Source organism: Sporosarcina sp. FSL W8-0480, from assembly GCF_037963765.1.
Lineage (GTDB): Bacteria > Bacillota > Bacilli > Bacillales_A > Planococcaceae > Sporosarcina.
The window spans coordinates 2378410-2390130 of record NZ_CP150166.1 but is presented as its reverse complement, the minus strand read 5'-3'; the positions used below and the strand labels follow the sequence as shown (position 1 = coordinate 2390130).

The 11721-nt window shown below is 42.6% G+C and carries 11 protein-coding genes; all 11 read left to right on the top strand.

Annotated elements, in window-relative coordinates; translation table 11 throughout:
- Positions 1-58 precede the first annotated feature (58 nt).
- The 11 genes from hrcA to floA all read left to right on the top strand — a co-directional run bounded on the left by hrcA (position 59) and on the right by floA (position 11706).
- A complete protein-coding gene (hrcA, locus tag NSQ43_RS12425; RefSeq protein ID WP_339250650.1) occupies positions 59-1084 on the top strand; it encodes a heat-inducible transcriptional repressor HrcA in 1026 nt (341 codons plus the stop codon).
- A gap of 28 nt (positions 1085-1112) precedes the next feature.
- The gene (gene grpE, locus NSQ43_RS12420) at positions 1113-1712 is read left to right on the top strand and encodes a nucleotide exchange factor GrpE (RefSeq protein ID WP_339250648.1); all 600 of its coding nucleotides are present in this window, start codon (positions 1113-1115) and stop codon (positions 1710-1712) included.
- Between the two features lie 45 nt (positions 1713-1757).
- The gene (dnaK, locus tag NSQ43_RS12415; protein WP_339250647.1) at positions 1758-3599 is read left to right on the top strand and encodes a molecular chaperone DnaK; all 1842 of its coding nucleotides are present in this window, start codon (positions 1758-1760) and stop codon (positions 3597-3599) included.
- Between the two features lie 153 nt (positions 3600-3752).
- Entirely contained in the window at positions 3753-4889 is a 1137-nt protein-coding gene (gene dnaJ, locus NSQ43_RS12410) for a molecular chaperone DnaJ (protein WP_339250645.1), read from the top strand.
- A gap of 14 nt (positions 4890-4903) precedes the next feature.
- A complete protein-coding gene (gene prmA, locus NSQ43_RS12405; RefSeq protein ID WP_339250644.1) occupies positions 4904-5848 on the top strand; it encodes a 50S ribosomal protein L11 methyltransferase in 945 nt (314 codons plus the stop codon).
- 3 nt (positions 5849-5851) lie between these two features.
- A complete protein-coding gene (locus NSQ43_RS12400) occupies positions 5852-6592 on the top strand; it encodes a 16S rRNA (uracil(1498)-N(3))-methyltransferase (protein WP_339250643.1) in 741 nt (246 codons plus the stop codon).
- A 16-nt stretch (positions 6593-6608) separates the two neighbouring features.
- Entirely contained in the window at positions 6609-7949 is a 1341-nt protein-coding gene (mtaB, locus tag NSQ43_RS12395) for a tRNA (N(6)-L-threonylcarbamoyladenosine(37)-C(2))-methylthiotransferase MtaB (protein WP_339250641.1), read from the top strand.
- A 106-nt stretch (positions 7950-8055) separates the two neighbouring features.
- Positions 8056-8727: a deoxyribose-phosphate aldolase gene (deoC, locus tag NSQ43_RS12390; RefSeq protein ID WP_339250639.1), complete on the top strand. Its 672-nt coding sequence runs from the start codon at positions 8056-8058 to the stop codon at positions 8725-8727.
- A gap of 150 nt (positions 8728-8877) precedes the next feature.
- Positions 8878-9051 carry a 30S ribosomal protein S21 gene (gene rpsU, locus NSQ43_RS12385; RefSeq protein ID WP_009496905.1) on the top strand — a complete coding sequence of 58 codons (174 nt, stop codon included), beginning with the start codon at positions 8878-8880 and terminating at the stop codon, positions 9049-9051.
- Positions 9052-9358: 307 nt separating this feature from the next.
- Positions 9359-10696 carry a nodulation protein NfeD gene (locus NSQ43_RS12380; RefSeq protein WP_339250631.1) on the top strand — a complete coding sequence of 446 codons (1338 nt, stop codon included), beginning with the start codon at positions 9359-9361 and terminating at the stop codon, positions 10694-10696.
- Entirely contained in the window at positions 10696-11706 is a 1011-nt protein-coding gene (gene floA / locus NSQ43_RS12375; RefSeq protein WP_339250629.1) for a flotillin-like protein FloA, read from the top strand. Before NSQ43_RS12380 ends, floA begins: the two co-directional genes overlap by 1 nt.
- The last annotated feature ends 15 nt before the right edge of the window (positions 11707-11721 follow it).

The window sequence follows — 11721 nt, the reverse complement described above, 5'->3', positions numbered from 1 at the left end:
TAAATTATGAGTAGCATTAGCACTCACTTATAAAGAGTGCTAACAGGAGTGATGATCAATGTTGACAAACAGACAATTGCTTATATTGCAACTGACGGTTAACGACTTCATCGAATCCGCTCAACCTGTCGGATCAAGGCAGTTATCTAAAAAACCGGAGGCCCCCTACAGCCCCGCAACCATTCGCAATGAAATGGCTGATTTGGAGGAACTTGGTTATCTTGAGAAGACCCATACATCCTCAGGCAGGGTTCCATCCGAAAAAGGTTACCGTTTCTACGTCGACCACTTGTTGACGCCAGAAAAGTTAACGGTGGAAGATAGCATTCAATTACGCTCTATTTTTCAGGACAGTGTCTTGGAAAAAGAAGAGCTGATCCGCAATTCCGCAAAAATCATATCTGAATTGACGAACTATACGTCAATCCTTTTAGGGCCAGACACATTGATGCACTCGGTGAAGAAATTCTCTATTGTCCCATTAGATGAAACAAAAGCTGTAGCAATCATCGTTACAGACAATGGACATGTTGAAAATCGGATATTTGATGTACCTAAAGGCATGGTGGCTTCAGATATTGAAAAAATGGTCAACATTTTAAACGAAAGGCTTGTAGGAACTCCGTTGAGTCTCCTGCAGAACAAGCTTGCTCGGGAAGCAAAAATGGTGTTTGAACAGCATGTCCATCATGCCGGTGACCTATTTGCCTCATTCCAACGGGCTATGACAATTAAACCAGAGGAACGACTGTATTTCGGCGGCAAAATGAACATGATGAAACAGCCGGAATTCAATGATCTTCAAAAAATGAAGATGTTTTTCGAGTTGATGGAGAATGGTACAACTGCGTTTAACTTTTTCCGAGATGACAAGAAGGGGATTCATGTACGAATCGGTTCTGAAAATGAGCTTGATGCGATGGAAGATTGCAGTGTAATTACTGCAAATTATTCGGCCGGCAATAATTTGTCCGGATCCATAGCGATCATTGGACCGAAACGGATGGATTATGGAAAAGTCATCACGATGCTCGATATCTTAAGTGGTAACTTATCGCAGGCGTTGGATAATTTAGGAAAATGAGTATCGTATTGGATTGGAGGAAAGATTTGTGAATGAGAAAATGAATGATGTAGAAAATGCTGCGATTGATGAACAAGAGGAAGTAAGTACTGACTCCGCAGTTTTGGAGACGGAACAGGAAACAACTTCCGGCGTTGAGGAAAGCTTGGAAGAGACGAATGAGGAAATTGATGAAAAAGATGCAAAGATAAGTGAGTTGGAATCGAAATTACAAGAAGAGGAAAACAAGCTTTTACGGGTGTTAGCTGATTTCGAAAATGCCAAAAGAAGGGCAACCCTCGATAAAGAAGCTTTGAACAAGTACAAGGCGCAAAGCTTGCTGACGAATCTATTGCCGGTTCTTGACAATTTTGAACGTGCTCTTGCAGTAGAAACGAAAACTGATGAGGCAACATCACTTATGACAGGAATGGATATGATTTACCGCAGCTTAATTGATGCGCTAAAAGGTGAAGGACTTGTCGAAATCGAGGCATTAGATAAGGAGTTCGATCCTAATTTCCATCAAGCGGTTATGACAGGAAGTGACCCCGATAAGTCTTCAGGCATCGTGCTTGAGGAACTTCAGAAAGGGTATATGTTAAAGGATCGTGTGCTTCGACCTACCATGGTTAAAGTAAACGAATAATCCGTCAAATCTATTTGCTATGCATTAAATCTAGGAGGAATTCAAATGAGCAAAATTATCGGTATTGACTTAGGAACTACAAACTCTGTAGTAGCAGTATATGAAGGTGGAGAGGCAAAGGTCATTCCTAACCCAGAAGGTAACCGTACAACTCCTTCAGTAGTGGCATTTAAAAACGGCGAACGCCAAGTTGGTGAAGTGGCTAAACGTCAATCCATTACAAACCCTAACACAATCATGTCCGTTAAGAGACATATGGGCTCTGACTATAAAGTAAAAGTAGAAGATAAAGAGTACACTCCTCAAGAAGTTTCTGCAATGATCCTTCAATACATGAAAGGTTATGCAGAAGAATACTTAGGCGAAAAAGTGACAAAAGCGGTCATTACTGTACCAGCTTATTTCAATGATGCACAACGCCAAGCAACAAAAGATGCTGGTACAATTGCTGGCCTCGAAGTAGAACGGATCATCAACGAGCCGACAGCCGCAGCATTGGCATATGGCTTAGATAAAGCAGATGAGGATGAAACAATCCTTGTTTATGACCTTGGAGGCGGTACATTCGACGTTTCCATCCTTGAACTTGGCGATGGCGTATTCCAAGTACGTGCTACAGCAGGGGACAATAAATTGGGTGGGGACGACTTTGATGATGTCATTATCGAGTACCTTGTTCAAGAGTTCCGTAAAGAAAATGCAATTGACCTTTCAAAAGACAAAATGGCAATGCAACGTTTGAAAGATGCAGCGGAAAAAGCGAAAAAAGACCTTTCTGGTGTTACTTCCACACAAATTTCCTTACCGTTCATCACTGCGGGCGAAGCTGGACCATTGCACCTTGAAATATCATTGACACGTGCTAAATTCGATGAGTTGACTGCACACTTAGTTGAACGTTCAATGGTACCAACACGTCAAGCGATGAAAGATGCTGATCTATCACCGTCTGAAATTGACCGTGTAATCCTTGTTGGTGGGTCAACTCGTATTCCGGCAGTACAAGAAGCAATTAAGAAGGAAACTGGAAAAGAACCATTCAAAGGTGTAAACCCAGACGAAGTTGTAGCGATGGGTGCGGCTGTTCAAGGTTCAATCATTCGCGGAGATGTGAAAGATGTTGTATTGCTTGACGTCACGCCGCTTTCACTTGGTATTGAAACAATGGGTGGAGTGTTCACAAAATTGATTGAGCGCAACACAACAATCCCTACAAGCAAATCACAGGTGTTCTCGACTGCTGCAGACAACCAACCGGCTGTTGACATCCATGTCCTACAAGGTGAGCGTCCAATGGCAGCGGACAATAAAACACTCGGTCGTTTCCAATTGACGGATATTCCACCAGCTCCACGAGGAATTCCACAAATTGAAGTAACATTTGATATCGACAAAAACGGTATCGTTACAGTAAAAGCGAAAGACCTTGGTACTCAAAAAGAACAAAACATTACAATCCAATCGAGCTCAGGTCTATCCGATGACGAAATTGAGCGCATGGTGAAAGACGCAGAAGCAAATGCTGAAGAGGACAAAAAACGTAAAGAAGAAGCGGACTTGAAAAATGACGCGGACCAACTCGTTTTCATGGCTGAAAAGACATTGAAGGATCTCGAAGGCAAAGTATCCGAAGACGAAGTGAAAAAAGTTGAGGATGCAAAAGAAGAGTTGAAAGCAGCTATCGAAGCTAACAATTTGGAAGATATGCGTACGAAGAAAACAGCTTTGGAAGAAATTGTACAGCAAATGACGATGAAATTATATGAACAAGCTGCTGCAGAATCACAAGCTCAAGGTGAAGCGGGTGAAGAAGCTTCCGGTAAGCCACAGGATGACGGCGTTGTAGATGCCGATTTTGAAGAAGTTGAAGATGATAAGAAAAACTAATTGAACGATCGATTGACGGAAAAGTCAAAGTCCGATATTCCGGCTTTGGCTTTTTCTTTTGGTAAATGTTCATCACGTGTTACAATAAGTCGAGCATTTAGCTGGATTGAATAATATATAAGTGTGTCGATTGATTTATGGGAGTGTGGAATAATGAGTAAACGAGATTTTTATGAAGTGCTTGGCGTATCGAAAACGGCAAGCAAAGAAGAAATCAGGAAAGCTTATAGGAAACTATCGAAACAATATCACCCTGACTTGAATAAAGAAGCTGGAGCAGAAGAAAAGTTTAAAGAAGTAACAGAAGCATTTGAAACATTAAGTGACGAAAGCAAACGTGCAAATTACGACAGATTCGGTCATTCAGACCCTAACCAAGGATTCGGTGGATTTGGAGGCGGCTTCGGTGGCGGCTCAGCAGATGGTTTCGGCTTTGAAGACATCTTCAGCACGTTCTTTGGCGGCGGAAGCACAAGACGTCGAGATCCAAACGCCCCAAGAAAAGGCGACGACCTTCAATATACAATGACAGTCGATTTCATGGAAGCAGTTTTCGGTAAAGAAACTGAAGTCGAAATACCTAGAGAAGAGACATGTGATACTTGTGATGGATCGGGCGCTAAAAAAGGAACACCTGTCAACACTTGTTCGCACTGTAGTGGAACTGGACAGATTTCAGTCACCCAAAACACACCACTTGGCCAAATGGTAAATCGCCGTACATGTCCACACTGTCAAGGTACAGGGAAAATCATACCTGAAAAATGTAACACATGCCATGGTTCCGGAAGAGTGACGAAACGGAAGAAGATTAAAGTTACAATTCCTGCTGGTATCGATGACGGACAGCAGCTTCGCGTATCCGGTCAAGGTGAGGCAGGGGTAAATGGCGGACCCGCCGGGAATCTGTATATCGTATTCCGAGTGAAAGATCATGAAAGTTTCGTCCGTGAAGGCGATGATATTTTTCTTGAAGTACCTGTTACATTCCCGCAATTGGCATTAGGAGATGAGATTGAAGTTCCGACCGTACATGGAAACGTGAAATTGAAAGTACCTGCAGGCACACAAACAGGAACAAATTTCCGTCTGCGCGGAAAAGGAGTAAAAAATGTCCATGGTCAAGGGCAAGGTGACCAACATGTAATTCTCAAAGTAGTTACTCCTAAGAAAATGACCGAAAAACAAAAGGAACTTCTTCGTGAATTCGCTTCAATCGGCGGAAACTCACCTGACGAATACTCAAGCTCTCTATTTGACAAAATCAAACGTACACTAAAAGGCGACTGAAAGGGATGATGTAGTTGAAGTGGTCTGAAATCTCCATCCATACAACACATGAAGCGACCGAAGCGGTTGCCAATATCTTGCATGAAGCAGGAGCAAGTGGAGTCATAATTGAAGATTCGAATGAACCCGACCGCATCCATGAAGATCGCTTCGGGGAAATCTATGAGTTGAAAAAAGAAGATTTCCCTTCTGAGGGTGTCATTGTCAAAGCTTATTTACCAACGAATAGTTTTTTAATAGAAACTGTAAAAGAAATTAGTGAATCCGTAGACAAATTAGTTGAATATGGCTTAGATGTCGGTATTAATTTGGTTCAAACAAGTGAAGTGGATGAAGAAGATTGGGCTACTGCTTGGAAGAAATATTACCACCCGGTGAAAATCTCAAGCAGGTTCACAATCGTACCTACTTGGGAAGATTACGTTCCTGTCGAATCAGACGAATTGATCATTGAACTGGATCCCGGGATGGCATTTGGAACCGGGACTCATCCAACAACAGTCCTCTGTCTACAGGCGCTTGAAAAGTACGTTAAAAAAGGTGACTCCGTCATTGATGTTGGAACCGGTTCAGGCGTATTGTCAATCGGTGCTGCTCTCTTAGGTGCATCGCAAGTTCATGCATTGGACCTTGATGAAGTTGCGGTAACTGCCGCAAAAGAAAATATAATATTGAATAATGTCCAACATATTGTAGAAGTGACTCACGGAAATTTATTGGACTCCGTGAAGGAACCGGCATCAATAATTGTCGCAAACATTCTTGCGGAAGTGATAATGACCTTTACGGAAGACGCTTATTCCATTTTACCTGATAATGGTCTGTTCATCGCATCGGGAATTATTGCCCAAAAACGCGATCTTGTAAGGGATGACCTTATTGAAAAAGGGTTTGAAATCGTTGAGTCTGTTTTAATGGAAGACTGGGTTGCAATCATCGCATCCAAAAGGAGTGTGTAACGGTTGCAACGCTATTTTCTTGATACCTCTTTCGACAAAGATGGAAAAGCGATGATTCAAGGTGAAGATGGTAAACATATTGTCAAGGTCATGAGGATGGATGTTGGAGATCGTATCATCGCGGTCAGTAATGGAGAGGCGTTTATATCGAAAATTATAGAGTTAGTATCGGACGGGGTACTTATCACCCGTGAAGAAGGAACGCTTGCCTCCAATGAAATGCCAGTTAAAGTGACGATTGCATGTGGCTTACCTAAAGGGGATAAGCTTGACTTAATTGTCCAAAAAGGTACTGAACTTGGCATGAAAGCAGTCATTCCTTTTGAAGCAGAACGATCGATCGTTAAATGGGACAGTAAAAAAGGCGATAAGAAAGTGGAGCGGTTACGTAAAATTGCGAAGGAAGCAGCGGAGCAATGTCATCGGACCGTTATCCCAGAAGTGAAAGCTCCTCTCTCATTCAAAAAGCTTTTAGAGGCGGCCGAAATCTATGATGTACGGTTATTTGCTGATGAAGAGGATGCCAAAAGTACCGAACCTAATAGGATTGCAGATAGGCTTAAAAACGTGTATCATAAACAGTCGGTACTAGTTGTTTTCGGGCCTGAAGGCGGGTTGTCCAGAAAAGAAGCGGATTCGCTAGTTTCTGCCGGATTTCTCTCGGTCTCATTAGGACCCCGGATACTTAGGACGGAAACAGCACCTTTATATCTATTGTCCGCAGTGTCATACGAATTTGAATGAAAGAGGTGAGCAGCTAGTGTCTTCTGTTGCATTTCATACATTAGGCTGCAAAGTGAATCATTATGAAACGGAAGCGATCTGGCAACTTTTCAAGGAAGCGGGCTACGACCGTTCCGATTTTGAGAAAAATGCAGACGTCTATGTTATCAATACATGTACGGTTACGAATACTGGCGATAAGAAAAGCCGCCAAGTCATCCGGAGGGCAGTACGTCAAAATCCGGATGCGGTCATTTGTGTAACGGGCTGTTATGCCCAGACATCTCCAGCTGAAATCATGGCGATTCCTGGGGTTGATATTGTCGTCGGTACACAAGATCGTACGAAGTTATTAGGTCTCATCGATGAGTACCGAAGCGAACGTCAACCGATCAATGCTGTCCGCAATATTATGAAAAACAGGGTTTATGAAGAACTTGACGTTCCCGCATTTACGGATCGTACACGTGCATCTTTGAAAATCCAGGAAGGCTGCAACAATTTCTGCACCTTCTGTATCATTCCTTGGGCTCGCGGCCTAATGCGTTCAAGGGACCCTGAAGAAGTCATTCGCCAAGCACAACAGCTTGTTGATGCTGGCTATCTTGAAATCGTCCTAACGGGAATCCATACGGGTGGCTATGGAGAAGATTTGAAAGACTATAACCTGGCCCGTCTATTACTCGACCTTGAAACGAAAGTAAAAGGCTTAAAAAGGCTTCGTATCAGCTCCATTGAAGCAAGTCAATTAACAGACGAAGTGATTGACGTCCTTCGGAATTCTTCTATAATCGTGCGCCATTTGCATATCCCGATTCAATCAGGATCCAATACGGTGCTAAAACGTATGAGAAGAAAATATACAATGGAATTCTTCGCTGAACGTTTAGATCGATTACGCGAAGCTTTGCCGAATCTCGCAATAACATCTGATGTCATCGTAGGCTTCCCTGGTGAGACTGAAGAAGAATTCATGGACACTTATAATTTCATCAGAGACCATAGATTCTCTGAATTGCACGTATTCCCTTATTCGAAACGGACAGGAACACCAGCTGCACGCATGGAAGATCAAATTGATGAAGACGTGAAAAACGAACGTGTTCACCGTTTAATCGAGTTGAACGACCAGTTAGCGAAGCAATATGCCTCTGATTTCGAAGATGAAGTACTTGAAGTCATTCCAGAGGAAAAGTATAAGCTTGACCCTGAAAGCGGTCTGTATGAGGGCTATACTGACAATTATTTAAAAGTTGTTTTCCCAGCGGAAGAGTCAATGGTCGGTAAAATTGTTAAAGTGAAGATTGTAAAAGCAGGTTATCCATATAATGAAGGCCAATTCGTGCGTGTTGTAGAATCGGACGAAGCGCTTGTATAATTATTAGAAAACAGTCTATCCTTACGGGTGGACTGTTTTTTAATGCGGTGGAAAACAATTTTTGTTATGATGAAGAGGTACATACAACTCAAGGAGGATTTTTACATTGAATAAGAATTATGCATCGTATATTGATCATACATTACTGAAAGCTGACGCAAAAAAGGATGAAATCATTACATTATGTGAAGAGGCGAAAACGTATTCATTTGCATCTGTTTGTGTCAATCCTGCGTGGGTAAAAACAGCTTCCAAGCTTCTTGAAGGAACAGACGTAAAAGTTTGTACAGTAATCGGTTTTCCCCTTGGTGCTTCAACTTCAGAGGTGAAAGCATTTGAAACGAAAGACGCAATTAATAACGGTGCAACTGAAATCGATATGGTTATCAATATCGGCGCATTAAAAAGCGGCGATGACGAAAAGGTTGGACAAGACATTGCAAGCGTTGTAGAAGCGGCAAAAGGAAAAGCGATTGTAAAAGTAATCATTGAAAACTCTTTGCTTACTGATCAAGAAAAACGGAAAGCTTCTGAATTGTCGAGGGCGGCTGGAGCTGATTTCGTTAAAACGTCAACTGGCTTCTCTACAGGTGGTGCGACTGAGGAAGATGTAAAATTGATGCGTGGAGTAGTAGGCCCGGAAATGGGTGTAAAAGCATCCGGAGGGGTTCGTAGCTTTGAAGACATGCAAAAAATGATTAATGCTGGCGCAACACGTATTGGGGCGAGTTCGGGCGTTAAAATTATGCAAGGATTACAAGGCGAGTCAGATTATTAATAGGATTAGGACGAATGCGAAGGCATTCACCTATTTTGGATAGATATTTTGAAAGTTTTTTATTGACCGTTTTGTAATAGTACGCTATAATTTTTTAGTACAAGGGTATCACCTTGTTTCGAAGTGTGCTCGGAGGGAGGGACAAGAGATATGACGAAAACTGTCGTTCGCAAAAATGAATCGCTTGAAGATGCTCTTCGCCGCTTCAAACGTACTGTATCAAAAAGTGGTACAATACAAGAGGTAAGAAAGCGTGAGTTCTACGAGAAGCCAAGTGTCAAACGTAAAAAGAAGTCTGAGGCTGCTCGTAAGCGTAAATTCTAATATCTGTCCATATTGAACTAACAATTAAAGCTTGATATTATGAAACCGGATTTTCCTTTGGAATATCCGGTTTTTTATATGTTTGTTAGGAAAGAAATAGAGATTCTCACTGGAAACGAGCGGATTTCGGAATAAACGAGCGGATTCCGTGATAAACGAGCGGATTCCGAGATAAACGAGCGTTTCCGCGAATAAACAACCACCTTACTAAACATTTGTTAAAAAACATCTAATAGAGTGAAACTTAATACCACTACCATACGTAAAGAAGGTATAATTATAAGTAGAGAAAGAGGTGAACAAAAAGATGCGTAAAATGATAGGGAAGTTCATCCTGTTCATTTTATTTCTAACCATTTTTTCTATTCCATTTGCACAAACGTCAGCCTCGGGTGACAAAGTGTACCACGTGAAAATCGATGATGCTGTTGAAAAAGGATTGTATGCTTATTTGAAACGCTCTTTCAAGGAAGCGGAGGATGCTGGAGCCAAAACAATCATTTTGGAAATCGATACACTTGGAGGCCATACGGATGCGGCTGGGCAGATTGGGCAATTGATGGATAACTCCGATTTGGAAATAATCGCATACATCAATTACAGAGCCATTTCTGCGGGTGCCCTCATTGCCTTGTATTCGGATAAAATTTATATGTCGCCGAATGGTGTGATAGGATCTTCAGGAGTCATCACAGCGGATGGGAATGCTGCAAATGAAAAGGCGCAAAGCATGTGGAAGGCAGAAATGATAAATGCCGCGGAATCGAAAGGCCGCAATTCTGAATTCGCATTAGCGATGGCTGATGCCGATTTCGAAATGCCGAAGTATCGGGCGGGGAAAGGTGAATTTTTAACACTGACAGCGAAAGAGGCTGCCGATCCGGAAGTTAAATACAGCGACGGCACGGTTTCCTCGTTCAATGAGCTGTTAAAAGTGACTAGATTGTCTGATGCTGAAATCATTTCGACAAAAGTATCTTTTGCTGAAGGAATAGCACGCTTCATCACCCATCCTATCGTTGTACCGATTTTACTATCGATTGCAGGACTTGGCCTTGTCGTGGAACTTTATTCACCTGGCTTCGGGGTACCTGGAACGATGGCGATCAGCTCCTTGGCGCTTTTCTTTTTCGGACATCTTATTGCTGGTTTGGCCGGATATGAGACTCTAATCCTTTTTGGAATAGGTGTCATTCTTATCATATTGGAGATTTTCCTCCCGGGCGGAATAGCCGGGACTCTTGGTGCGATTGCAGTTGTTGTTAGTATCATTTTGGCGGGTGGCAATCCGATGTACATGGCTTATTCGGTTTTGGTCGCGATTGCTGTTGCCGTTATTGGGATGGTGATCATTATGAAGTTTTTTGGGAAAAGATTGCACTTGCTCAATAAGATGGTGCTGATGGATGCGACGGATACAGAAAGTGGGTATGTGTCGAATGTCAACAGAACTGAGTTGTTAGGCAAGAAAGCGAAAACTATCACTCCTCTAAGACCAGCGGGAACGATTGATCTGGATGGAGAGCGAATCGATGTTGTTTCACAAGGAAGTTACATCGACAAAGGTAAACATGTTATTATTGTGAAGGTTGAAGGATCCCGCATTGTAGTCAGGGAATCCGAAGAAAAGGGGGAAAATGAATAATGGGTGCAGTTGCAGGAGGTTTGCTCATTCCGGGATTAATTATCGTCGGAGCAATCATTTTATTGTCAGTATTTTTCACACTTGTTCCAGTAACGCTATGGATTTCAGCGTTGGCGGCGGGTGTACGAGTAAGTATTTTCACATTGATCGGTATGCGTTTACGTCGCGTTATTCCAAGTAGGGTCGTCAATCCATTGATTAAAGCACATAAAGCAGGTTTGAACGTATCTATTAACCAACTTGAGAGCCATTACCTTGCTGGTGGTAACGTCGACCGTGTTGTTAATGCATTGATCGCAGCACACCGTGCAAATATTGAGCTTTCATTTGAGCGTGCTGCAGCAATTGACCTTGCAGGGCGTGACGTTCTTGAAGCTGTTCAAATGTCCGTTAACCCGAAAGTAATCGAAACACCATTCATTGCAGGTGTTGCGATGAACGGTATCGAGGTAAAGGCAAAAGCACGAATCACGGTCCGTGCAAATATCGACAGACTTGTTGGTGGTGCGGGTGAAGAAACCGTAGTTGCCCGTGTTGGTGAAGGTATCGTTTCTACGATCGGTTCTTCAGTGGATCACGCGAAAGTTCTTGAAAACCCAGATTTGATCTCTCAAACAGTATTGGCAAAAGGACTTGATTCCGGAACAGCTTTCGAGATCTTGTCCATCGATATCGCGGACGTTGACATCGGTAAAAATATCGGTGCAGAGCTTCAAACTGAACAAGCGATGGCAGATAAAAATATCGCACAAGCTAAAGCCGAAGAAAGACGTGCGATGGCAGTTGCCAACGAGCAGGAAATGAAAGCGAAAGTCCAGGAGATGCGTGCGAAAGTAGTCGGAGCTGAGGCTGAAGTTCCTTTAGCGATGGCTGAGGCACTTCGCAATGGCAATATCGGCATTATGGACTATATGAATTATAAGAACATCCAAGCAGATACAGGCATGCGTGATTCCATCAGTAAAATTGGTGGAGAACAACAACCTAAACCTGACACAAAGAAAGAGTGACGTTTGAGCACTAAT

What these genes read in the sequence shown, in the direction of transcription:
- hrcA (WP_339250650.1), top strand. Translation starts at nt 59, where the DNA reads ATGTTGACAAACAGACAATTGCTTATATTGCAACTGACGGTTAACGAC.
- dnaK (WP_339250647.1), top strand. Translation starts at nt 1,758, where the DNA reads ATGAGCAAAATTATCGGTATTGACTTAGGAACTACAAACTCTGTAGTA.
- dnaJ (WP_339250645.1), top strand. Translation starts at nt 3,753, where the DNA reads ATGAGTAAACGAGATTTTTATGAAGTGCTTGGCGTATCGAAAACGGCA.
- rpsU (WP_009496905.1), top strand. Translation starts at nt 8,878, where the DNA reads ATGACGAAAACTGTCGTTCGCAAAAATGAATCGCTTGAAGATGCTCTT.
- NSQ43_RS12380 (WP_339250631.1), top strand. Translation starts at nt 9,359, where the DNA reads ATGCGTAAAATGATAGGGAAGTTCATCCTGTTCATTTTATTTCTAACC.
- floA (WP_339250629.1), top strand. Translation starts at nt 10,696, where the DNA reads ATGGGTGCAGTTGCAGGAGGTTTGCTCATTCCGGGATTAATTATCGTC.